Annotated in this window: 18 protein-coding genes, 1 tRNA gene and 1 pseudogene; 11 read left to right on the top strand and 9 right to left on the bottom strand. The window is 67.5% G+C overall.

Features of this window, described 5'->3' with window-relative positions; translation table 11 throughout:
• The first annotated feature begins 252 nt into the window (after positions 1-252).
• Together LTT66_RS00605 and LTT66_RS00610 are read left to right on the top strand one after the other, a co-directional pair.
• Positions 253-1521 carry a cation:proton antiporter gene (locus tag LTT66_RS00605; protein WP_233063200.1) on the top strand — a complete coding sequence of 423 codons (1269 nt, stop codon included), beginning with the start codon at positions 253-255 and terminating at the stop codon, positions 1519-1521.
• 74 nt (positions 1522-1595) lie between these two features.
• Positions 1596-2234: an HAD family hydrolase gene (locus tag LTT66_RS00610; protein ID WP_233063201.1), complete on the top strand. Its 639-nt coding sequence runs from the start codon at positions 1596-1598 to the stop codon at positions 2232-2234.
• A 12-nt stretch (positions 2235-2246) separates the two neighbouring features.
• Here the strand turns inward: LTT66_RS00610 and LTT66_RS00615 are convergent, their stop codons facing one another.
• The gene (locus tag LTT66_RS00615; RefSeq protein ID WP_233063202.1) at positions 2247-3197 is read right to left on the bottom strand and encodes a GlxA family transcriptional regulator; all 951 of its coding nucleotides are present in this window, start codon (positions 3195-3197) and stop codon (positions 2247-2249) included.
• 106 nt (positions 3198-3303) lie between these two features.
• On the opposite strand from LTT66_RS00615, the gene LTT66_RS00620 reads away from it, so the two are divergent.
• On the top strand, positions 3304-4563 hold the full coding sequence (locus LTT66_RS00620) for a KasA/KasB family beta-ketoacyl-ACP synthase (RefSeq protein ID WP_181721833.1): 1260 nt from the start codon (positions 3304-3306) through the stop codon (positions 4561-4563).
• 28 nt (positions 4564-4591) lie between these two features.
• Here the strand turns inward: LTT66_RS00620 and LTT66_RS00625 are convergent, their stop codons facing one another.
• The 3 genes from LTT66_RS00625 to LTT66_RS00635 form a co-directional block, all read right to left on the bottom strand.
• A complete protein-coding gene (locus tag LTT66_RS00625) occupies positions 4592-4999 on the bottom strand; it encodes an ArsR/SmtB family transcription factor (protein ID WP_233063204.1) in 408 nt (135 codons plus the stop codon).
• The gene (locus tag LTT66_RS00630) at positions 4999-5655 is read right to left on the bottom strand and encodes an SRPBCC family protein (RefSeq protein ID WP_233063206.1); all 657 of its coding nucleotides are present in this window, start codon (positions 5653-5655) and stop codon (positions 4999-5001) included. The genes LTT66_RS00625 and LTT66_RS00630 overlap by 1 nt, the downstream gene beginning before the upstream one ends.
• A 115-nt stretch (positions 5656-5770) precedes the next feature.
• A complete protein-coding gene (locus LTT66_RS00635) occupies positions 5771-6313 on the bottom strand; it encodes a TetR/AcrR family transcriptional regulator (RefSeq protein ID WP_233063208.1) in 543 nt (180 codons plus the stop codon).
• Positions 6314-6500: 187 nt separating this feature from the next.
• Here LTT66_RS00635 and LTT66_RS00640 point away from each other — a divergent pair, with 187 nt between their 5' ends.
• The 3 genes from LTT66_RS00640 (at position 6501) to LTT66_RS00650 (ending at position 10522) form a co-directional block, all read left to right on the top strand.
• Positions 6501-7802: a lipase family protein gene (locus LTT66_RS00640; protein ID WP_233063210.1), complete on the top strand. Its 1302-nt coding sequence runs from the start codon at positions 6501-6503 to the stop codon at positions 7800-7802.
• Positions 7803-8561: 759 nt separating this feature from the next.
• On the top strand, positions 8562-9785 hold the full coding sequence (locus LTT66_RS00645; RefSeq protein ID WP_233063212.1) for an alkane 1-monooxygenase: 1224 nt from the start codon (positions 8562-8564) through the stop codon (positions 9783-9785).
• A gap of 98 nt (positions 9786-9883) precedes the next feature.
• Positions 9884-10522, top strand: a complete 639-nt coding sequence (locus LTT66_RS00650; protein ID WP_233063213.1) for a TetR/AcrR family transcriptional regulator — start codon at positions 9884-9886, stop codon at positions 10520-10522.
• A 9-nt stretch (positions 10523-10531) separates the two neighbouring features.
• Here the strand turns inward: LTT66_RS00650 and LTT66_RS00655 are convergent, their stop codons facing one another.
• The 3 genes from LTT66_RS00655 to LTT66_RS00665 are packed head-to-tail and all read right to left on the bottom strand — an operon-like array spanning position 10532 to position 14141.
• Positions 10532-12259: a bifunctional 3-(3-hydroxy-phenyl)propionate/3-hydroxycinnamic acid hydroxylase gene (locus tag LTT66_RS00655; protein WP_233063215.1), complete on the bottom strand. Its 1728-nt coding sequence runs from the start codon at positions 12257-12259 to the stop codon at positions 10532-10534.
• Entirely contained in the window at positions 12256-13284 is a 1029-nt protein-coding gene (locus LTT66_RS00660; protein ID WP_233063217.1) for a VOC family protein, read from the bottom strand. The genes LTT66_RS00655 and LTT66_RS00660 overlap by 4 nt, the downstream gene beginning before the upstream one ends.
• Positions 13281-14141 carry an alpha/beta fold hydrolase gene (locus LTT66_RS00665; RefSeq protein WP_233069530.1) on the bottom strand — a complete coding sequence of 287 codons (861 nt, stop codon included), beginning with the start codon at positions 14139-14141 and terminating at the stop codon, positions 13281-13283. Before LTT66_RS00665 ends, LTT66_RS00660 begins: the two co-directional genes overlap by 4 nt.
• Positions 14142-14326: 185 nt before the next feature.
• Here LTT66_RS00665 and LTT66_RS00670 point away from each other — a divergent pair, with 185 nt between their 5' ends.
• On the top strand, positions 14327-15358 hold the full coding sequence (locus LTT66_RS00670; RefSeq protein ID WP_233063218.1) for an amidohydrolase family protein: 1032 nt from the start codon (positions 14327-14329) through the stop codon (positions 15356-15358).
• 32 nt (positions 15359-15390) lie between these two features.
• Here the strand turns inward: LTT66_RS00670 and LTT66_RS00675 are convergent, their stop codons facing one another.
• Complete coding sequence (locus LTT66_RS00675) at positions 15391-16215, bottom strand: MBL fold metallo-hydrolase (protein WP_233063219.1); 825 nt, start codon at positions 16213-16215, stop codon at positions 15391-15393.
• A 427-nt stretch (positions 16216-16642) separates the two neighbouring features.
• Here LTT66_RS00675 and LTT66_RS00680 point away from each other — a divergent pair.
• The 4 genes and pseudogenes from LTT66_RS00680 to LTT66_RS00695 all read left to right on the top strand — a co-directional run bounded on the left by LTT66_RS00680 (position 16643) and on the right by LTT66_RS00695 (position 20781).
• Positions 16643-17360, top strand: a pseudogene (locus LTT66_RS00680) (GNAT family N-acetyltransferase).
• The gene (locus LTT66_RS00685; RefSeq protein WP_195099067.1) at positions 17357-18076 is read left to right on the top strand and encodes an SDR family NAD(P)-dependent oxidoreductase; all 720 of its coding nucleotides are present in this window, start codon (positions 17357-17359) and stop codon (positions 18074-18076) included. The pseudogene LTT66_RS00680 and the gene LTT66_RS00685 overlap by 4 nt, the downstream one beginning before the upstream one ends.
• A gap of 918 nt (positions 18077-18994) precedes the next feature.
• Positions 18995-20179 carry a cytochrome P450 gene (locus LTT66_RS00690; RefSeq protein WP_233063220.1) on the top strand — a complete coding sequence of 395 codons (1185 nt, stop codon included), beginning with the start codon at positions 18995-18997 and terminating at the stop codon, positions 20177-20179.
• A gap of 528 nt (positions 20180-20707) precedes the next feature.
• Positions 20708-20781 (top strand) — tRNA-Pro (locus LTT66_RS00695).
• A 638-nt stretch (positions 20782-21419) separates the two neighbouring features.
• Here LTT66_RS00695 and LTT66_RS00700 read toward each other — a convergent pair.
• Entirely contained in the window at positions 21420-22238 is an 819-nt protein-coding gene (locus LTT66_RS00700; RefSeq protein ID WP_233063221.1) for an alpha/beta fold hydrolase, read from the bottom strand.
• Positions 22239-22251 lie beyond the last annotated feature (13 nt).

Below are 22251 nucleotides of genomic sequence, written 5' to 3' on the forward strand. Positions count from 1 at the left end.
ACCAAAAGAGCGACCAGCCAGTCCGATTCGCGACAGAGATGCACCTCTTTGCGCCAGCCCCGCACCCCTGTCACGACGGGCGTGGCCTGGATCACTCTGCGACCGCGTCCACCGGGCCGGTGCGCTATCGTCTCGGTGCAGGCAGTCCAAGTTTCGGGGGGTTCCGCACCGCGGTCGATTCGCTACGGAGATACCCCGTGCGAGCATCGAATCCGATCCCGCGATTCGTCGAGGTCGAACGGAGTCGAGGCGATGCCGAGCCATCAAATGATCTTTCTGTTGCTGGACCTCGTCTTGATCGTGGGCGCGGCACGTCTGCTGGGCTGGCTGGCCGAGCGGCTCGGCCAGCCCGCCGTGATCGGCGAGATCGTGGCGGGCATACTCGCTGGCCCGACGGTTCTCGGGGCGCAGTTGTCCGAGGCGGTCTTCCCGCTCGACATCCGGTCGTACCTCACGGCATTCGCGAATGTCGGGGTGATGATCTTCATGTTCTCGGCGGGCCTCGAGATGGATCTGCGGTCGATCGCCGGACGCAGGCGGTCGGTCACGGCGATCGCGCTGTCGGCCTACATCGCGCCCTTCGCGCTCGGTTCGGTCATCGCGCTCTGGGCGCTGGCCCGGCACGACGGTGACAACCGGCTGACCTTCGCGCTCTTCATCGGTTGCGCGCTGGCCGTCACCGCGTTCCCGGTGCTGGCCCGGATCCTGCACGACCGCAAGCTGCTCGGCACCCCGCTCGGCCAATCGGCCATGACCTGCGCCGCGGTGGACGACGTGCTGGCCTGGTGCGGACTGGCGGTGGTCATCGCCATCGCCCGGCCGGGCACGGATCACCACTGGCGGTTGCTGTTGTTCATTCCGCTGGTCCTGGTGTTGTGGTGGGCGGTGCGTCCAGCCCTCGACCACCTCTCCCGCACCGGGTCGGAGAAGAATTCGGGCAACATGGTCTTCCTCGGCGTCGCCGGTGCTCTGCTGCTGGGCGCCACCACCGAATGGCTGGGACTGCACCTGATCTTCGGCGCGTTCCTGTTCGGTGTCGTCTTCCCCCGGCGGTTGCGCGCGGCGGTCGACAGCGGCGCCCAGCTCCTGAGCAGCATCTTCCTGCCCGCCTTCTTCGTGGTGGCCGGCCTCCAGGTCGACCTCGGCGCCCTCGATCGCGCCGCGATCGGCGAATTCGCCGCGATCATGTTCGCCGCGATCGCCGGAAAGCTCGGCGGCACCTACCTGGCGGCCCGCCTCGCCCGGACCGATCGAGCCGAATCCGCGGCCCTCGCGGCGCTGATGAACACCCGCGGGCTCACGGAGTTGGTGATCCTGAACATCGGGCTCACGATCGGCGTCATCGAACAGCGGCTGTACTCGCTGCTCGTCATGATGGCATTGGTCACCACCGCGATGACCGCACCGTTGCTGAAACTCTGTGGCGCCACCCCCGCGGCGCATCGCGGCGACCCACCACCGGGGAAAGAAGAAGGACGACGCACCGATTCCACCGTGCAGACCGAGGTCGCCGCGTCATGAGACAGCATGCGCAGACCACGGGCTCCGCCCGCCCAGGCGCGCCGCCGGTAGCGCGTCGGATCGATCGAGCCGGTGTGCCAGCGGCTTTCGTCGACGTCGACGAAACCTTGGTCCGTTGCGTGACTTTCCTGTCTTTGTTCCTGTTCGACGCGCGGCGAGGGGGCCGCGGCCCCGAAGCCGACACCGTGGTCGAAGAGTTCCACGCACTTCGTGGAGCGGGAATGAGCCGCGGCGAATCCCATCGGTGGTTCTATCGGCGATGGGCCGGCCGCGACGTCGCCGACGTGCGCCGCATCGGACACGACTGGTTCACCTCGTGCGCCGCGGATCCGGCTTTCTTCAACACCGCCGTGCGACAGCGGCTCGACGAACTGTCCCGCGGCGGGACGCACATCGTGCTGGTCTCCGGCTCGTTCACCCCGGCGCTGCGGCCGATCGCCGACGCCGTAGGCGCCACCTCGGTGCTGTGCACGACGATGGAGACGGCGGCCGGAAAATACACCGGGAAAGTCCTCGCGACGATGGTCGGGGCCGACAAGTCCGCGGCCTTGCTGCGGTATGCCGAGCGGAACGCCATCGATCTGTCCACCTGTACGGCGTTCGGCGATCACCATTCCGACATCGCGATGTTCGACCTGGTCGGCCATCCGGTCGTCGTCGGCGACACCGATCCGCGACTGCGCGACTATCCCGCGCAACGACTCCCCGGCTGAGTCTCGCGCTACTCAGTTTCCGACCGCGAACATGCGCCGGTACTGACCGGGGCTGACACCCAGATGACGCTTGAATACCGCGCGGGTGTTGGCCGGGTTCCCGAGACCGACGCGGTAGCCGATCTGATCGATCGACAGTTCGGTCGTCTCGAGCAGTTCCCGCGCCTGATTCAGGCGCGCACTGGTGATCCACACGTGGGTGGAAGTTCCGGTCTCCTCCCGGAACCGCCGGACGAAGCTACGCCGCGAGAGATTCGACCGCCTGGCGAGGTCTTCGAGCGAATGCCGGTGATCGAGGTTCGCGAGGATCCACGCGCGTGTCTCGGCCAGCACGCCGGAGGAGGTCTGCGTCGGGAACTGCCGGGTGTACTGGGCCTGGCCGCCCTCGCGGACCGGCGGCGCCACCAGGTCGCGGGCGCGTTCGTTCGCGGCCGCCGCGCCGATGTCCTTGCGCACCACGTGCAGGCAGAGATCGATCCCGCTGGTGACCCCCGCGGAAGTCAGCACGTCTCCGTCGTCCACGAACAGGCGATCCGGGTGGACCTCGACGTCCGGGTACTGGCTCTGCAGTAACGCGGTGGCCCGCCAGTGCGTTGTCGCGGGCCGGTTGGACAGCAGTCCCGCGGCGGCGAGAGCGAAAGCACCGGTACAGATCGACAGCATGCGCGCGCCCCGGCCGTGAGCGTCGCGAAGTGCTCGGACAACCGGATCCGGCGGCGGTGTTTCATAGGACGCGTAACCGGGCACCACCACCGTGTGTGCGTGCCGCAAAGCCTCGAGCCCCGCCACAGCCACACAGGACAGCCCCGGGACCGACGTCGGTACCTCGGGGGATACCGCGCACACGTCGAGCCGATAGTGGGGATCGGAGCCGAACACATCGATCGGAATCGCCGCGTCCAGAACGACTACTTCATCGGGAATGACGACGGCGACCCGGCGCGCTCCCCCATCCGGTTGCATGGCCCGATCGTAGCGGTGAAAGGCACTCGGGCTACTACCCCGGCCTTCCAGCGCGCACATAGCCTCGCTTGAGCATCCGAGCCGACAAGCCGAAAGAAGGGGTTTGATGTCCGATTTGACGGACTTCTCCACCAGCAACGGAGGGTTCCGGAGCGTGGTCGTGACGGCGGTCGAAATGTCGACAGCGGTCGGCGCCGACACCGAGGCGACCTGGAAACGACTGCTCGCCGGGGAAACCGGAATCGGCAAGGTGCAAGACCCGGACTTCGAGCGTTTCCAGGTTCCCGTCGACATCGGCGGCCAGTTCGAACTGGATCCGACCGATGAACTCAGCCGCGTCCAGAAGCGCCGCATGTCCTATGTCCAGCAGGTCGCCTATGTCATGGGTAACCGGATCTGGGACACCGCGGGACGACCGGACGTGGATCTCGATCGTCTCGGCGTCTGCATCGGCACCGGCCTCGGGGGCGCCGACACGATCATCGAGTCCAACGACCTGATGCAGAACGCGGGCTACCGCAAGGTGTCCCCCTTCGCGGTACCCATGGCCATGCCGAACGGCGCCGCCGCGGTGGTCGGACTGGAACTCGGCGCCCGAGCCAGCGTGATCACGCCCGTCTCCGCCTGTGCTTCGGGATGCGAGGCGCTGGTGCACGCGTGGCGTTCGATCATCCTGGGGGAAGCCGACATCATCGTCGCGGGAGGCGTGGAGGGCCGCATCAATCCGCTCGCGGTGGCCGGATTCTCGATGATGCGAGCGTTGAGCACGCGGATCGACGAACCCGAACGCGCGTCACGTCCGTTCGACCGGGACCGCGACGGATTCGTCTTCGGGGAAGCCGCCGCGCTGTTCGTGCTGGAGTCCGAAGACCACGCACGGGCTCGGGGTGCCAAGCCCCTGGCGCGTTTGATGGGCGCGGGCCTCACCGCCGACGGCTACCACATGGTGCTCCCGCATCCGGAAGGCGAGGGCAACATCCGAGCCATGCGCCGGGCGATCGAAACGGCCGGGGTGAGCCCCACCGAGATCGACCACGTCAATGCCCACGCGACGGCCACCCCGTTCGGTGATCTCGCGGAAGCCAAGGGCATCCGGGCGGCGGTGGGCGACCACGCGTCGGTCTACGCGCCGAAATCCGCGTTGGGGCACTCGGTCGGCGCGGTCGGCGCGGTAGAAGCCGCCCTGACCGTGCTCAGCGTCCGCGACGGTGTGGTGCCGCCGACGCTGAACCTCGACAACCAGGACCCGGAGATCGATCTCGACATCGTGCACGGCAGCGCCCGAACCCAGAACATCAACTTCGCGCTGAACAACTCCTACGGTTTCGGCGGCCACAACGCGGCCGTCGTGTTCGGTCGCTGCTGAAGCGGATCGTGGGCCCCGCCGCGGCGGGTCACGCCTGCCGGGCTCGGCGGCCGGAATCCTCGTCGCCGCTCCGGCCGGACGCGGCGCTGCGGCGGGCCCGTTTCCCGCGGGCGATTTCCGTCGCGAGAGCGTCGAGCGGTTGCGCGAACTGGTGCAGCGGGTCGGCCAATCCGGTGAGCCAGGCCCGAGCGGCATCGACGCCCTCGGGGGCCAGGGCGTACAGCCGTCGAGTGCCCTCGGCGCGGACGCTTACCAGCCCGGCGTCGCGGAGCACCTTGAGGTGCTGGGAGACGCCGGGCTGCGAGATCGGTGCGCGCTGTTGCACGGCGGCGACCACCGCACCCGCGGTCTGCTCGTCGGCCGCCACCAATTCGAGGATGAATCGGCGAACCGGGTCGCCGAGGGCCTCGAAGATCTTCGCCGGGGACCGATCCATCAGCCCTCGGAACCGTCCTCGGGAACGGTCGTGTAGAAAGCGACGGTCCGCAGCGCCGCCGCGTTCGCGTCCGCCGGGGCGTCACCGTCGTCGACGGCGGCATCCGCCCACCCGAGCGCAGCCGTGCGTACGAACGCGACTCCCTCGGGCGTGACCGGAAAGGCCAGGGCCTCCGCCGAGTCCACCGGAGCTCCGCTGGACAGGTGCAGCCCGAGACCCATCAGGGCCAGATCCCAGCCGACCCCGACAGCGCCCGGCCCGTACTGCGACCAGAACTCGGGATCGACCGGAGCCTCGTGCAGCAACTCCAGCTCGGTGCCGTCTGCGGCCGGCGTGAGACGAACCGTCAGCCAGGAGATCTGCGGGCCCATCTCCCAGGTCACGGCGAAGCGCTCCGGCGCGTCACACTCTTGCACGACACCGTTGGCATTGCCCTCGGTCTGATAGCGGCCGCCGACCCGCAGATCACCGCTGACGGGCAGGAACCAGCGCGGGATCCGTTCGATATCGGTCAGTGCGTGCCAGAGATCCGCCTGATCGGTCGGGTAGCTGCGCCGGGCGACAGCGATCCTGGTCGAGGTGCCGTCCCGGGAACCGGTGCGGACCTCGCGGGTCACGAGCCCGGCGATGGCGGTGGGATCGGTGAGCAGCGGCATGACATCCTCCTTGAATAAGTTTTGACTTATATTAGACCAGACGCGCCGACCGCGACACCACCGGAGCGTTCAGGCCCCGTCGGGCACGCGACCGGGACGCTTCCGGCCGAGCGGATCAGCCGTTTCTGGTCAACCCCGCGATCGCGCGCAACGCCGAGATCATGCCCGTCACCGGGATGCCGGGATCGATCGACCGGAACAGGCCCAGCCCGACGCCGAGCGCCAGTACGGCGACCGCGGCTTCGGCCCGCGGCTTCTGGGTTTCGACGTCGTCCGCCGTCTCCAGCGCGGCGCCGACCATGCCGACGATGTCGCCGAGCCGGGTCGCGAGTTCGGCGCGCAGGTGCTCGTCGCGCCGCGCATGGACGCTGAACTCCAGTTCCAGCTGCGTCCAGTCGGGATCGCCGACAACCCGCTCGGCCCATTCCGTCATCCGCTTCAGACGGTCGGTAGCCGTAGGCGCGGCGATGATTTCGGCGACCTCCGCGGCTCGCTCACGGTGAATCTCGTCGAGCACCGCCAGGCACAGGTCGTCTTTCGTGCGGAAGTTCGAATACACCGCCCCTTTGGTGAAACCGGCGGCCTTTGCGACCTTGTCCAGAGTCGTCGCCTGATAGCCGTCCTCCAGAAAAAGCCGTTTGGCGGTCGCGATCAACACGGTGCGCGTCCGCGCTTGGCTCTGCGCCCGAGTCGGCCGCGAATGCCCTGCTCCCCGAAGCCGCCGACACTCATCGCTATTCCCAGACAATCCATACCCCTTACAGATACTCTCAGTATCCGATTCTAGATGCCATGGGTATCCCAATCGCAGGAAGGATCGCATCGTGAGGAGTCGAATACTCAGATTGGCCACAGCTTTGACGGGAACCCTCATCGTGGCCGGGGGCGCGGCGGTCGCGGCCCCCAACGGGTGGGCGGAGCCGGTCGCGGAGGCCGTGGCAGGCGACGAGTTCTACATCCCACCGGCGGAGACCGGGGGCGCGCCGGGATCCATCATCCGCGCCGAACCGTCGCGGCTGGCGATATCGGTCCCCGGAGTGGCCGGATCCATCCCGGCGACGTCGACGCGCCTCATGTACGTCAGCAGCGATACCCACAGCGCCAGGACAACGGTGGTGGGTACGTATCTGGAGCCGGCAGCGCCGTGGAACGGCCCCGGTGAGCGCCCGCTGATCGCGTACGCGGTCGGCACGAAGGGGCAAGGCGACCAATGCGCGCCTTCGAAACTGCTCGCGCAATTCGTCCAATACCAGCCTCCGTTCGACGTAATCGTCGAATACGACGTACTGGCGCTGTATACGCTGCTGGCGCGCGGCATGGCGGTGATGGTGACCGATTACCACGGCCTGGGAACGCCCGCCGTCCACGACTACCTCAACCGGAAATCTCAGGCCTACGCGCTACTCGACTCCGCGCGTGCGGCGCTGCAATTGCCGGGCACCAGTCTCAACCCCGGCTCACCGGTGATTCTGTACGGGTACTCCCAGGGCGGCATGGCCTCCGCGGGCGCGGCCGAATTGCAACCGGGTTACGCCCCCGAATTGAACGTGCGTGGCGCCTACATCGGCGGGCCGGTGGTGGACGACCAGTACTTCATCGGCTTCAACGACGGCCGAGCCCCCCTCGGACCGGCTTTCGCGTGGATCCTCAACGGCATCGCCGCCAACTATCCCGAAACCCGTCCGGTGCTCGAGGCCGAACTCAACGACACCGGCAAGGCGATCCTGCGCGAGTCCCTGGAGAAGTGCGCCGTACCGCTCGGACTGGCCCAGCAGTTCCCGAACACGTCGCAGTGGACCACCAGCGGGCAACCGCTCACCGCGGTGATCGAGCAGTCCCCCGTGCTGAAATCGGCGTTCACCGAGCAACGAGTCGGCACGCTCAACCCGCGGGTGCCCGTCCTCATCTCCTCGAGCCCGAGCGACGAGGGCGCCCCGTACGTGCCCGTCCGCGAGATGGCCGCCGGATGGTGCGGCGCCGGCGTGCCGGTGCAGCTGAACGCGAACGTCGAGCTGCCCAGCGTCATCACCGGATTGCGAGCCACCCACGTGCTGGCGTTCTTCCCTTCGCTGGTCTCCTCGCAGCAGTGGATCACCGAGCGGCTCGCGAACCAGCCCGCACCGACGAACTGCGGGGCCCTGCCCTGATTTGCGCAATCACGACCCACTCGGATACCGTCGGTATCTCGATCGGAGACTCGGCGCAGCGCCTCGCGCTGGAGCGCGACATCGGCGCGTAGTGCCGCGATCTCCATGCACGGTGGTCGGCCGCGGTTCGGTCTTACGACCGGACCGCGGCCGACCTGCCTGCCCGGGTCGTCACAGATCCGTGGCGTGGCAGGCGGGCTACGCCCGAGGACCAGCCTGATGCCCGGCTCCGGAATCGGCGGGTCTGATTCGCAGGAAATTTGCTGTTGCAGTCTTCAGCCGTTCGTCAGCTAGGTCGAATTCGGTACAGGAAGGTTCGAATGTCGGAGTTGGCTCACCCCTGCCCGCCCGAGCCGCTCAGGTGCGCACACCGGTGAAACTCGGAGATCCAGCGCGGATCGCTCCGTGCCCGAGGCTACGACGCCGACCGCCCGAAGGCCGCGGGTCGATTCCGTGCCGTTCGAATGCGCACTCCGCGTATGCAGTTGACGCCGACACGGCCGCGGAGATGGCGGTTGCCGAATCCGATCACAGGGCTTCGAGCTGGCCGGGCGTCGCGTGCGGTAACCCGTGCGGTGACCCCCCGGCCGACCGGGGGCCGCTGCGCGAGCACGTGGCGGACATTGGCCGCCCAGTCGGTGGTTTCCACGGATTTCCGACAACCAGCGAACTTCCAGCTATCCTTGAATGGCGAGCTAGGTGTCTGCGTTATCCGCAGTCAGAACTGTCGGTTGAGTGTTCTCCTGATGGATCGGCGAGATGACTATGACGATCTTCGAGCACACGAGAGCCCGCGATCCCAAGCGTTACCTGTGGGTACTGGGCTTGATCGCCCCGGGTTGCGCATTGCTGCCTTCCCAGCTGGTGGTGTACACCGGGCTGGAGGTGTTCTGGTGGATCGGCCCGATCATCGTGCTGGTGGTGATCCCCCTGCTGGACTGGGCCATCGGCGACGACGGAAGCAACCCTCGTGACGAGGATTACGAGGCGCTGTCCAACGACCGCTATTACCGCTGGTGCACCTATCTTTTCCTGCCACTTCAATTCATCGGCCTGCTCATCGCGGGCTACCTGTGGGCCAGCCACGAGTTGAGCCTGGCCGACAAACTCGGCTTGGCCGTCACGCTCGGCTTCGTCTCCGGTATCGGCATCAACGCCGCCCACGAACTCGGGCATCGCGCCGAACGCCTGGAACGCTGGCTGGCCAAGATCGCGCTCGCCCAGTCCGGGTACGGGCACTTCTTCGTCGAGCACAATCGTGGCCACCACGTTCGCGTCGCCACGCCCGAGGACCCTGCCAGCGCCCGCTTCGGCGAATCGCTGTGGCAGTTCCTGCCGCGCACCATGCTGGGCGGATTCCGCTCCGCCCTCGCGCTGGAACGCCAGCGCCTCGCCCGCAACGGCAAACGCTGGCTCAGCCCGGCGAACCATCTTCTGCAAGCCTGGGCGATGAGCGCGGCGTTGTTCACCGCCTTGATCGCGGCCTTCGGCCCCGTCGTCATCCCCTACCTGGCCATCCAAGCGCTCATCGGCGCCGGCCTGCTGGAGACGGTCAACTACGTCGAGCACTACGGACTGCTGCGCGCCCGCCGCCCCGACGGCCGCTACGCCCGCTGCTCGCCGCGCGACAGCTGGAACAGCGACCGCCTGGTCACCAACATCTTCCTGTTCCACCTCCAGCGCCACAGCGACCACCACGCCAACCCCGGCCGCCGCTACCAGACCCTCCGCAGCTCCGCTCGAGCTCCCCAGCTTCCCGCGGGCTACGCCACGATGGTTGTGCTGGCCGCGATTCCACCGCTGTGGCGAGCGGTCATGGACCACCGGGTCCTCGCCCACTACAACGGCGATACCAGTCTCATCAACACCATGCCCCGCAAACGCCGGCTCGTCGTTCCGATCCGGCAACAGCGAGACGACGAGCAGCCGATCCCGTCCACAGGTGCCGACGAGGAGCACTTCTCGACCGGAGCAGATCGGTAACTGCCGATCGCCGGGTGGACCGCCAGCACACGCCACGGTGGAACTGATTCTTTGATCAGTTATGATTTCCGCACTGATGGCGAAGGCGGGGTAGGTCGATGACTGCGGAACCGGTGGTGCGTACTCGGACCGATCGACGCCGGGAGCGCACCCGCAACGCGCTGCTGGCGGCCGCGCGGAAGTTTCTGGCGGAAGGCCGGTCGGCGGTGAGCATTCAGGAGATCACCGATGCCGCCGACGTCGGTTTCGGCTCGTTCTACAACCACTTCCAGAGCAAAGAGCAGTTGTTCGACGAGGCGGTGCGCTCGGCGCTGGAGATCTACGCCCAGATGCGCGACGAGATCGTGCGGCTCTACGACGACCCGGCCGAGGTGTTCGCGGTCAGTTTCCGCATGACCGGGCGGTTGCAGCGGCAGATCCCGGAGATGGTGCGGGTCATCCTGAATTCGGGAATGCCGGTGCTCTCGCGGGACGACGGCTTGGCCCCGCGGGCACGCCGCGACATCCTCGCCGCGCAGGAGGCGGGCCGGTTCGAGGAGATGGACGTGGAGATGGCGATGATGGCCGCGGGCGGCGCGTTGCTGGGGTTGTTGCAGATGCTCGACACCCGCCCCGATGCCGACGCCGGGGCGCTGGCGGACGAGATGACCTTTCACGTGCTGCGGATGTTCGGCATGCCGAAGCGGACGGCCCGGAAACTGGTGTCCGGGCAGCTTCCGCCCCAGCCGCAGTTGTGAACGTGCCGGTCACGGCGAGGTCCCTTCGCCACCGGTGACAAGCTGACCGACCGGCGGTGTCCTGGGATGCGCGGAAACGCCCAGCTGCCGACCGAGCTCGGCGATCAACGGCGCGCCTCGCCCGGCCGCGGCGGTGCCGAAGACGAATCGGTCGGGGCGCAGCACGACGAGGCCGCCGGTGCGCAGTCCGGCCTTGCCGAACCACCGGGTCAGCGTGCCGGTGTGGTCCTCGACGTCGACGACGTCGTCGCGTCCCTCGCCCGGCTTGCCCTGTGGGCGTCCGCCCAGCGGGTACACGGTGACGAAGGCGGCGCCGAGATTCCGCAGAATCGCCAGTTCTGCGGCTCCGAAGGCCCGGCGGGGATCGACGCCGTAGCCCAGGATCGCGAAGCCGATACCCAACGCCTCGTCCAAACGCCGATGACGTCCGTCGTAATCGCGCACCTCCGGCTGCGGGGCCAGGGTTCCCTCGATGCCGCGCAGCCCGCGGCGGGGCAGGCCGAGGTACGCACCGCGACGGAAACGCGGCCGTGGCTTCATTTTCGCGCCACGAATCCAGCCGCCGAGCCCTGGCACGCGCAGCGCGGTGGTGAGCCCGATGTCCCGGGCCGCCGCGAACACCTTGTTGTCTATGGAGACGAGCTTCTTGTTCAACACCGACAGATCGATCATCGCCTTGGCGTGCGGCCTTCGCTCGGACTCGTAACTGTCCAGAATCTGCAGCGCCGCACCGTGTTCGATGATCGCGGTCAGCTTCCAGGACAGGTTGTCCGCGTCGCGCACCCCGGAGTTCATACCTTGACCGATGAACTGTGGCGTCATGTGCGCGGCATCGCCCGCGATGAGGATCCGGCCGTCCCGCCAGCGGTCGGCGACGACGGCGTTGAAGGTGTAGACGAGTTTGCGCAGCACCTGCACTTCGTCCGGGTCGACGAAACGGGCGATGTGGCGGCGTACGGTGCCGGCGTCCTCCATCTCCTCCTTCGTCTGCGTCGGCGTCAGCATGAACTCGAACCGGTGGTGCCGGTCCGGCTGCGGGCAGGACACGATCGGCAGTTCGGGATCGCACACGAAATCGAAATACGGCAGATGCCGGAAAGCGTCGACGCCGTCACGGGCTCTCAGATCCACCACCAGCCACCGTTCCGGAAAACTGGTGCCCGACATCTCGATGCCGAGCTCGGTGCGCACCACACTGCGGCCGCCGTCGCAGCCCACCAGGAACTTCGCCCGCACCCGCTCGGCAGTGCCCAGGTCGGTGTCCGCCGGGAGTTTGCCGTAGCCGGTGCCGCGGCACTCGGCGTGCTCGACGCTCACACCGTCGGCATCCTGGTCGAAGCCGACGACCTCGCGACCGCGCCGCACCGTGACGTGCGGGTAGCGGCCGAGGGCCCGTTCGAGGGTGTTCTCCAAATACGGCTGGTACAGGAAATTGACCACCGGCCAGCCCAGCGGCCGATCGATCCGGTGGAACTGCGCGGGCACCGAGCCGTCCCCGCGCACCCACTGCACCGTCGAATCGACGTTCATGTCCGCCGCCAATTCGGCTGCCGCACCGGCGGTTTGGAAAACGCGCATGCCCTCGTCATCGGTGTAGACCGCACGGGCCGACCCGTAGTACTCCGGCTCCCGTTCCAGCACCAGCACCCGGACCCCGCGCCTGCCCAGCAGATTGGCCAAGGTCAATCCGGTCGGGCCGAGTCCGACCACCACGACGTCGACATCGAGAACACTCATCGCGACAGTCCGTCCGCCAGTTCCGGAACAGTCGTCTCCGGTGTCCGCACCGACCGCAGCGCTCGGCGGAACTGCGCGAACTTGTCCAGCACCGTCTCCCCTACCGTGGTGTGACCCCAGATGCTGATGCCCGGATAGGTGCCCGGCTCCCAGGTCGATTCCAGCTCCGGACCGATCACCACCGGGTTCCAGCCCACCTCCAGCTCGAATCCGGACGGCGTCACGCAATAGAACGACAACTCGCGATCATTGGTGTGCTGGCCGACCGACCACGCCATCCGGAAACCCAGATCGGTGACCCGCCCGAACGCGGCCAGCATGTCGTCCAGGCTCGCGGACTGGATGTTGACGTGCTGCACCCGGGTTCGGATCGGATCGATCTTCACGCCGCGCAGGTTCGCGATCGCGATCGAGTGGTGCCGTTCGTTCACCCGCAGGAAGCGGATCTTCATCGTCAACCCGGCGACGTTCTCATCGATGTAGTCGGTCAACCGCGCGTCGAACACGGTGTCGTAGTAGCCGCGCACCGATTCCGGCTCACGGGAGAGGATCGCGACGTGGCCCATCCCCGCCTCCCCGGTGATCCAGCCGGAACTGATCATCCGCAGCGGCTCCGGCGTGGTCACCGGGGTGGTGAAGATCTCCGTGGCGATGCCCTTCGGGCCGGGAAAACGCCACAGCCGCTCCACACCGCGCGATGCCGCCTGCTCGGCGGTGCCTTCCTCGATCGGCACGCCGCGACCGCCGACCCGCGCGAGGATGCGGTCGAAGGTCTCGTGATCATCGACCTGCCAGCCCAGCGCCGTGACGTCCTCGGCCGTCCCGCGGCGGATCAGGAAGCGGCAGGCGCGGTCGTCCAGGCGGAAACGCAGTGCGTCGGCGCCGAGTTCGTCGACGTGCATGCCGATCGCCAGCGCGCCGAACCGGCGCCAGTCGGCCAGCCGACGCGAATGCACCACGACATAACCCAGGTGCACCGCACCGAACACCGACCCCTCGATGTCCGGCCGGGCGAACCGGCTCATGCCGTCGCTCCCAGGAACGCACCGGCCAGCTCGTTGAACAGCTCCGCGCGCTCCCACTGCACCCAGTGGCCGGTCCTGGCCGCCAGGTACAGGTCGCAGTTCGGCATGGCCTCGGCGAGCATGCGCCCACCGGAGGGACGATTGACCTTGTCTTCGGCGCCCCAGATCACCAGCGTCGGGTTGCGCACCCGGGACAGCCGGGAGTCGCGGGTGAAATCCATCCGCCACAGGGTGCGCAACGCCGACGGACCCGAGGGGCGGCGCAACGGCGGCTCGGCCACCACGTCCGGGTCGAGACTGGCCCGATACCGGTCGTCGATGATCTCGTCGGTGACGGCGCCGGCGTCGAAGACCAGATACTCGCGGATGAATTCGGCGAGTTTGGCCCGGCTCGGACCGTCGCCACGGTAATAGGACAGCAGCGACTGCAAGCCTTTGGTCGGCAACGCGCGCGTGGTGCCGACACCGCCGGGCCCCATGAGGATCAGCTTTCCCACCTTCTCGGGCCGGTCCATCGCCAACCGCAATGCCGCCGCCCCGCCATAGGAGTTGCCGATCAGGTGTGCCGAGTCGATGTCGAGGGCGTCCAGCAACCCGCCGACCGCCGCGGCCAGGTCGCCGAACGGGTCGGACTGGTCGATGCGTTTGGTCGAGCGCCCGTAGCCGGGCAAATCGGGCACGATTACCCGGAACCGCCGCGCCAACGGCTCGACGTTGCGGGAGTAGTTCGACAGGCCGCCTGCGCCGGGCCCACCACCGTGCAGGAGCACCACGGCCGGACCGGCGCCGGTCTCACTGAAGAAGATCTCCCGATCGCCGACCCGGATCACCCGCCCGGTCTCGGCGGCGTTGTCGATGGTCACCACTACCTCCAGATAGCTAAACTGATGTAATCATCAGTTATGGGGAAATACTCTGTCAAGCAGAAAATGATGAAACCATCAGAATTGGTTGCGTGGCGAGCCGAGGTGCGCCAGAGTGAGAGTTCGGACCTCTTCGGCGTTCATCGCGGCCGATGCGCCCGGAGAAAGGACTGCCCGCAATGAACCGCATCGATGTGCACCAGCACCTCATCCCGCCGGACTACGCCGAGATGCTGCGCGCTCACGGTGTCACCGCCCCTGGCGGGCGTGCACTGCCCGAATGGAGTCCCGAGGCGGCGCGTGCGCTACTCGCGCAGGCCGGGATCGCCTCGGCGGTGCTGTCGGTCTCGACTCCCGGCACCACCTTCCTGTCCGATTCGGCACAGGCGGCCGCACTGGCACGGTCGCTCAACGACTACTCCGCCGCGCTCGCGGCCGCCGAACCCGATCGGTTCGGGTTCTTCGCCACCCTCCCCATGCCCGACGTCGGCGCGGCCGCCGCCGAGGCCCAGCGCGCCCTCGACGACCTGCACGCCGACGGTGTCGTGCTGCTGGGCAACGCGGCGGGCACCTACTTGGGGGAAGAAGGACAGGACGAACTCTTCCGCGTCCTGGACCAACGCGCGGCCGTCGCGTTCGTCCACCCGGCCGACCTGCCCGCGCCCACCGTGCCCGGCGTTCCGCCCTTCGCCGCGGATTTCCTGCTCGACACAACCCGGGCGGCGTTTCTGCTGGTGCGTAACGGAATCCGGCGACGCTACCCCAACATCCGCTTCATCCTCGGCCATGCCGGTGGTTTCGTCCCCTACGCCGCCCACCGCATGGCGCTGGCGATCTTCAACGACACCGGGCACAGCCCGCTGGACGTCCTCGACGACTTCGCCGGGTTCTACTTCGACACCGCGCTTTCGGCGAGCGCGGCCACGCTGCCGACCCTGCTCGCGTTCGCCGAACCCGGGCACGTGTTCTACGGCAGCGACTGGCCGTTCGCCCCCGAACCCGCGGTCCACTACTTCAACGCCGGGCTGGACACCTATCCCGGTTGTGACGACGCCACGCGGCGAAACATCGAGCGCGACAATGCCTTGGCACTGTTTCCCCAGTTCGGCGAGGCCACACCCACTCCGGAGCCACCGCTGCTCGCCAGGGCACGAGCGAACCTTCGACGGCGGCTGTTCCGCAGCGCGGCGCGGGCGATCGCCCGGCACTGAATCCGCTGATCAGCCGCCGCCGCGCACCGGTGTCAACGGTGCAGTCGCTCGAACTCCGTCGCGCAATGCGCGGAGAACACCGTCACCTCGTCGCCGTTGTCGCGGACGAGTTCCCGTAGCCGCTGCTGGTTCTCGATCCGGGACCGCCGCTGCGTGTCCACATATCGCTGGAAGGCTCGCACCCCCAACGGCATCGACGGCTTCTCCTGCATCTGGCCGTGATAGGTGTAGGCGTCGCCGGCGTGCAACAGCCAGCCGTTCCCGGTGTCCACCGCGACACCGACGTGACCGCGCGTGTGCCCGGTCAGCGGAACCATGAGTATCTCCGGTGACAGGCCCCGCAATTCGCGGACCGCCCGGAAACCGAACCAGCGCTCGGCGCGGCTGTCGGATTCGTCGTAGACCGACCATTTCGGCCCGTGTTCGAAGTGCACGGACCGATACCGAAACTTCTCGCGAGGGCCGTACGGCCCTTCGACCGTGTCCAGCTCCGCCCGGTAAACGTGCACGGTGGCCTGTGGGAAATCGGCGAGGCCACCCGCGTGATCGAGATCGAGGTGCGTCACGACGATGTCCCGGACGTCGGCGCGGGAGAAGCCGAGCGCCTCGACCTGCCGGGCGATCGGCTGGTCGAGAACCGGGTTCGACTGCCGGATGAGCTGCCGCCCCACCCAGACTTCCGGCCGGACCAGAGCCTGCTCGCCGTATCCGGTGTCGACCAGAGTCAACCCGGTGGAGTGCTCGAGCAACAGGCAGTGACACGCTCCGGCAGCCTCGCGCCACACGCCCGGCCTGCCGTCGAACAGACGACCTCCGAAAGGACGAGTCCCCCCGGCATCCAAATGATGGACACGCACCAGTCCGCTCCTATCCATGCCGGCCGGTCAGCCACCATACACGCCTACACTGCCGAACGCGACCGATCTGGTTTGCTCGCCGACCTCGCAAATCCTCAGTGCGCGAACGCATTCAGCGCTGCGCGTCACGACGTGTGCCGCTATGAGCGGGCCGTGCGGCTGCAGAGAACGTTCCGGCACTGACGCGGACACACGGCATCTGGCCGCCGACCCGGCCAACCCTGCCGATCGCCAGCGAGACCGCACTTTTCGCCATTTCCGGGGCACCTTGCCGCCATTGCCCGGATCGGCCGAAAATGCGTGGACTCTCACCCCGCCCGCCCCCGCGCGACGAAGTGCGGTATCGAAATCGCGGTGAGCGCAATCAGTGCCCATTGGTCGCTTCGCTAATGTTCTGCGGTCGGACGCTGTTGTAGAGGAGTGCGCGGTGACCATCGACGTCGACATCTCCCCGCACCCGCTCGACGATCCGGTGCGGGCGTCGCTGCGTGGCCAACACCGCCGGTTCGAACTGGGTGGGACGGATCGGCCGCTACGACCCGGAGGTCGCCCGGTTCGTCGGCCATCCGCCGGTTCTCGACCGACAGGACTGGACCGATCTGGCCACCCTGCTCGGACCGGGCGGCAGCACCTGGCTGCGCGGACACGACCACGTGCCACCGGACGGCTGGACCATCCTGAACGAATTGGGCTCGGTGCAAATGGACGGCACCGCGCTGCGCGTCGCCCACGATCCGGAGCTGGAGGTTCTCACCGCCGCGGACGTGCCGCAGATTCTGGAACTGATCGCACGCACCGACCCCGGCCCGTATGCACCGCGGACCATCGAGATGGGCACCTATCTGGGATTGCGGATCGACGGCCGCCTGGTGGCGATGGCCGGGGAGCGCCTGCACCCGCCCGGCTGGACGGAGATCAGCGCCGTGTGCACCGACGCGGAGTTCCGTGGCCGCGGCTATGCTTCGCGCCTGATCCGTGCGGTCGGCGCGGGCATCCGCACGCGCGGTGAGATACCGTTTTTGCATGCCCTCGCCCACAACACGACAGCCATCAGTCTGTACGAGACGCTGGGATTCACACTGCGAAAGCGTTCGAAGTTGACGATCGTGCAGGCGCCTTCCGCACCCGCGAGCCACCTCCGATGACGCGCACGATCGTGGTCACCGGCGGCAGCCGGGGCATCGGGCGCCACGTCGCGCAGCGGTTCGCCGCGGCCGGTGACTTCGTCGTGCTCACCGGCCGGGATCACGACCAGGTCGAACGAACCGCCGACGAACTCGGTGCGACCGGAATCCGCTGCGACGCCACCGATCCCGCCGACGTGCAGCGGCTGGCCGGGCAACTCGGGCCGACAGTGGACGTGCTGATCAACATGGCCGGTGGAAACACCGACCTCGGGCGGCCGCCCGTGGAATCCCTCGACCAGATCGCGGCGCAGTGGCGGGCCAACCTCGACGCCAACCTCCTCAGCGCGGTGTTGACGACCACCGCGTTGCGGGATCGCCTGCCGGAGGGTGGGGCGATCATCAACATCGGTTCGATCGGCGCCGAATACGCCGCGAACTCCTACGGTGCGGCCAAGGCGGCTCTGGCTGCGTGGTCGGCAGGGTTGTCGGCTCAGCTGGCGCCGAACGGCGTCACCGTCAACGTGGTGTCCCCCGGCTACATCGCCGAGACCGACTTCTTCCGGGGCGAACTCACCGATGAACGCCGAGCGACGTTGATCGCGGCGACCCACAACAAAAGGGCCGGTCTGCCCGAGGACGTCGCCGGACTTGTCGAATTCCTCGCATCGCCTCACGCCCGCCACATCACCGGGCAAACCCTTCATCTCAACGGCGGTGCTCACACCACACGCTGACTCGCACGGTGCAGGGGCATGCGCATGGTCGGTCCACCGTCCGCAGGCCCCGCTGCCCGCTCAGCACGACTCCGCGCGTGGCGAATCTCCCGGTTCGGGACGGGCGGGCGAATAGCCCTTTCTCCAGCGGAAATTGCCGATTGGTAAACGGCCGTTGTCCGCCGGGTGTCGTCGGCGGAACCGATATGTGACATCGCCCACCTCATCGCTCGGCCGAAAAATGATGCCGGACAAAGCCGACGCCGGTCGGCAGCGTGATCACCGAGCCCGAAAGGCAAATCCGGACGCGTCCGAATCCCGCGAACAATTCGACCGGCGATCAGTAGCCGCACTGTTCACGGCACAGAAAAGCACTGGCGCACATCATCCGACTTCGACGCGGGGGCCAGGGTGCGGCAGTCTCGCGTCGACGCGGACGGTCGGAGCAGCGCCGTCGTGACCGCCGCGTCCAGGGCGCCGCCGACCCAAATCTTCGCGCTGCGTACGAGCGCGGGGATGCGTATGCTCGCTCACCGATAGTCGAAATATGCTGTGGTCGAATACCTTTGGCGGACCGGTCGGTACGACGGCCGGGTTTTCGGCCGTGGCGCCAATTGCCGGCGGCGTAAACAGGGGAGTTCAGAAGTGTCGAGGTCGCACCGGGCATACGGATCGCCAGGAATCACGACCCGCGCAGCAGGCCGACCATTCTCACCCGTCGCGTGTCAGCGACCTCCCCTCTGCACCTTACTGCGATAGCCGGACCAGCTAATTCCTGCACGGCCGGATCCGCTTGCGCCAGAGAAGCCGTACGGATCCTGTCGTCGACCCATGCCTTCGATTTCAGGAGTTTGTTTCGATGATTTCATCGTCTCTTTCGCATGAAACGAGACAACCGTCTCGCTCGGCCGCTCCGCCGCACAGTGACGGTGCCCGCGGGTGAAGCTGTATTCGGAGGAGTTCGCGGCCGACCCGCATGCCACGTACCAGCGACTGCGGAGCGAGCACGGTCCGCTCGTTCCGGTAGAGGTAGCGCCGGGGGTACCGGCGACTTTGGTCATCGATTACCGCACGGCACTGGACATTCTCACCGATCCCGCGCATTTCCCGGCGGATCCGAGCCAATGGCAGCAGAGCGTGCCGACGGAGCGCTCGGTGCCGCCGGCGATGCGCTGGCGACCGGAAGCGTCGCGGAGCACGGGAGACGAACATTCCCGTTACCGGACCGCCGTCACCGGCAGTCTCGATCGGATCGATCTGCACACGCTGCGCGACACGGTGGAACGCACCGCGGTATCGCTGATCAACGGTTTCTGCGCGGCCGGTGCGGCGGATCTGCTCACGGAGTACGCGATCCCGCTCACGGCCGGGGTGCTCGAGGAGGTGCTCGGAATTCCGCCGGAGGTCCGCGAGGACGCGTACGCGGCGATGATGAACCTGCGCAACGCCGTCGACGCCGACGCCGCGGAAGCGAGCCGACGCACGCTCGAAGCGGTGATGCTCGAGGTGATCTCCGCCAAACGGGCAGCACCGGCGGGCGATACGGCCTCTTGGCTGGTCCAGCATCCGGCGCGGCTCAGCGAGACCGAACTCGTGCATCAGATGACCATGTTGTACACGACCGGCGCCGAACCCACGTGGAATCTGATCGCGGTCACCGTGCTGCTGCTGGCGACCGATGACCGGTTCGGAGGTGAACTGCTCGGCGGAGCGCTGTCCACCCGGGACGCGATCGACGAAGTGCTGTTCACCGACCCGCCGAAGGCGAATTTCTGCTTCAGGTATCCGAGCCAGCCCCAGGTCGTCGGCGATGTGTGGCTGCCGCAGCATCATCCGGTGCTGATCGGTTTGGCGGCGTGCAACAACGATCCCGCGGCGGCGGCCGGTGAGCGTCAGGGCAACCGTTCGCACCTCGCGTGGGGCGCCGGTCCGCACACCTGCCCCGCCCAGTCGGTCGCCATGGTCATCGTCCAGGAAGCGCTCGACCAATTGCTCGACGCCCTACCGGAAATCCGGCTGGCGATCCCCGCCGACGAGGTGACGTGGCTACCGAACTCCTTCCACCGCGCGCCCGCGACCGTCCCGGTGACATTCCCCTCGTCCCCACCCCTACCTTTGTTTTGAAACCGGAGCCTTCTCACCCAGCACAGCGCGAGTTCTCGGCGTAGACGCCCTCACGACGCAATTCGCGCATCGCTACGGCGAACATCTGTGCGCATACTCCCCCATCCCACCGATTCCGTTCGAAGGAGAAACCTACTGACCTAACCTCATCACCGGCGTTCGCGGGATCGTCGTCGGCCCGTTGCGCACGGCCGGAAGAACGGTGCGGGCGGCAAGCTCGCCCCCCGAAACCACCGTGGCGGACTCCGTCGAACTCGTCGGCCTCGACCCGGCCGCCCCGGAATCGGTCCCCGCGGCCGTCAAAGGCATCGACAACGTCATCGAGGCCGCGAAGGCCACCGGTTTCCCCACATCGCGCTGCTGCCCTCCATCGCGGCGGCGAACGACTCCCCCTGCCGCCACACCCCCGCCCATAGAGACCGGCCCACCGGCCGGGCCAACGCACCCCCGAACCCACTCTGACTAGGCGATTAGCACCGCCCCACCATCGTGCGGTAATCTCTTCGAGCGCCCGCACAGCGGACGCAACGGGCTGTGGCGCAGTTTGGTAGCGCACTTGACTGGGGGTCAAGTGGTCGCAGGTTCAAATCCTGTCAGCCCGACACAGAAAACCCCTTCCGACCAGCGGCGGAAGGGGTTTTCTCGTTGATTGGGCCGGGCCGGATTCGAGCTGTTCTCACAGAAATCTCACGTTCTCAGGCTTGTGGAGCCTCGGGCCCACTGCTCGAGCACGTCTCGATTGTCCGGAACGGTCTCCGGCACGTCGATGTAGTGCACCTTGGCCACCGCGCGGGTGTTGCCCGGCTGACGCGCGGCGCGCTCGGGGTCGCCGTAGGCGCGGTCGACGGCGGTGGCCGCGCCTTTGCGGAACCTACGCGGGGTGACCCAGGAGAAGTTCTCCCCCGCGCAGCACGCCAGGTCCGGCCGAAGTTGTTCGGGTTGCGCAGCGACCCGCTTCGAGCCGGAAACAACAGTCCCATCGGGTTGGGGCGGTCGCCGACTTCCAGGTCCTTGATCGCCTCCCGGACCGCCTCGACGGTGGGGGCGGGCAGCAGGATGCGCCGCCACCCGTTGTCGGACTTCGGGGCGGGTTTACGCACCCATCTCCCCTTCACCTCAGTGCCTCGGGGCGCTCTGACCCGGGTGGCCGGCTCGGACCGCGATGTTCGTGCTTCTTCTTCAACGACTGCTTGCGTTCTTCCGCCCCATATCAGGTCGAATCGAAGCTTGCGTCGCAGGCCTAGAGTGTGTAGTCGAGTATCGAGCGGGCGAGGGCGTCGCGGTCCTCGAGCATCGCCATATGCCCGACTCCTCCAAGGTATTCGAGCTTGGCACCCGGCACCGCCTCGTACTGGTGTGCCGAGGCCGGATCCCACCGAGGGTCGGAATCCCCGAAGATCACCAGGAGGGGCTTCCCGGCGGCGATGAGGCGCTCGGGCACAGTCCCCGCGGCGATGTAGTCCATGTTGGCGGCGAGAATCGCGCGGAACGCTCGATAGGTCGTCCTTCGCAGATCGGCTACAGCTGTGTCGGGCACCGTGATCGGGGCCGCCGCAGTCGCTGCCAGTCCGCGGCGGATCATCGAGTCGGTACGAATCGCCCACACGAGCGGGCCGAAAGGCGGCGAGGCGAGCGCCTTGATGATCGCCGGCTCGGGCAAGAGCGCTGTGTGGCTCGGCCCTGTGCTGACCAGGACCAACTCGCCGACCAGGTCCGGACGACGCTCCACGAGGGCGGTAGCGACGTATCCCCCGCTGGAGTGACCGACCACCTTCAGATTCCGGAACCCGAGCTCGTCCAACACTGCCGCCGTCCGATCCGCCTGCTGTGGAACGGCGTACGTGGAGACCGGCTCGGATCGGCCGCATCCCGGAAGGTCGATCGTGATCACCCGATGCGCCGTGGCGAGCGATGGCACCACCGGCGCCCACATCGAACCGGTTGCGCCCGAACCGTGGATGAGCAACAAGGGCGGTGCCGCCGGGTCTCCGTCGAGGACAACGTGCAACCCGTGGACTGTCGTGTCATCGCGTGTCCGGGTGGGGCTCGATTCGCTCATACCGACAGCTTCG

The sequence above is a fragment of the Nocardia gipuzkoensis genome (assembly GCF_021183645.1).
Classification (GTDB): Bacteria; Actinomycetota; Actinomycetes; order Mycobacteriales; family Mycobacteriaceae; genus Nocardia; species Nocardia abscessus.

What these genes read in the sequence shown, in the direction of transcription:
- LTT66_RS00605 (WP_233063200.1), top strand. Translation starts at nt 253, where the DNA reads ATGCCGAGCCATCAAATGATCTTTCTGTTGCTGGACCTCGTCTTGATC.
- LTT66_RS00615 (WP_233063202.1), bottom strand. Translation starts at nt 3,197, where the DNA reads ATGCAACCGGATGGGGGAGCGCGCCGGGTCGCCGTCGTCATTCCCGAT.
- LTT66_RS00620 (WP_181721833.1), top strand. Translation starts at nt 3,304, where the DNA reads ATGTCCGATTTGACGGACTTCTCCACCAGCAACGGAGGGTTCCGGAGC.
- LTT66_RS00625 (WP_233063204.1), bottom strand. Translation starts at nt 4,999, where the DNA reads ATGGATCGGTCCCCGGCGAAGATCTTCGAGGCCCTCGGCGACCCGGTT.
- LTT66_RS00630 (WP_233063206.1), bottom strand. Translation starts at nt 5,655, where the DNA reads ATGCCGCTGCTCACCGATCCCACCGCCATCGCCGGGCTCGTGACCCGC.
- LTT66_RS00645 (WP_233063212.1), top strand. Translation starts at nt 8,562, where the DNA reads ATGACTATGACGATCTTCGAGCACACGAGAGCCCGCGATCCCAAGCGT.
- LTT66_RS00650 (WP_233063213.1), top strand. Translation starts at nt 9,884, where the DNA reads ATGACTGCGGAACCGGTGGTGCGTACTCGGACCGATCGACGCCGGGAG.
- LTT66_RS00655 (WP_233063215.1), bottom strand. Translation starts at nt 12,259, where the DNA reads ATGAGTGTTCTCGATGTCGACGTCGTGGTGGTCGGACTCGGCCCGACC.
- LTT66_RS00660 (WP_233063217.1), bottom strand. Translation starts at nt 13,284, where the DNA reads ATGAGCCGGTTCGCCCGGCCGGACATCGAGGGGTCGGTGTTCGGTGCG.
- LTT66_RS00670 (WP_233063218.1), top strand. Translation starts at nt 14,327, where the DNA reads ATGAACCGCATCGATGTGCACCAGCACCTCATCCCGCCGGACTACGCC.
- LTT66_RS00685 (WP_195099067.1), top strand. Translation starts at nt 17,357, where the DNA reads ATGACGCGCACGATCGTGGTCACCGGCGGCAGCCGGGGCATCGGGCGC.
- LTT66_RS00700 (WP_233063221.1), bottom strand. Translation starts at nt 22,238, where the DNA reads ATGAGCGAATCGAGCCCCACCCGGACACGCGATGACACGACAGTCCAC.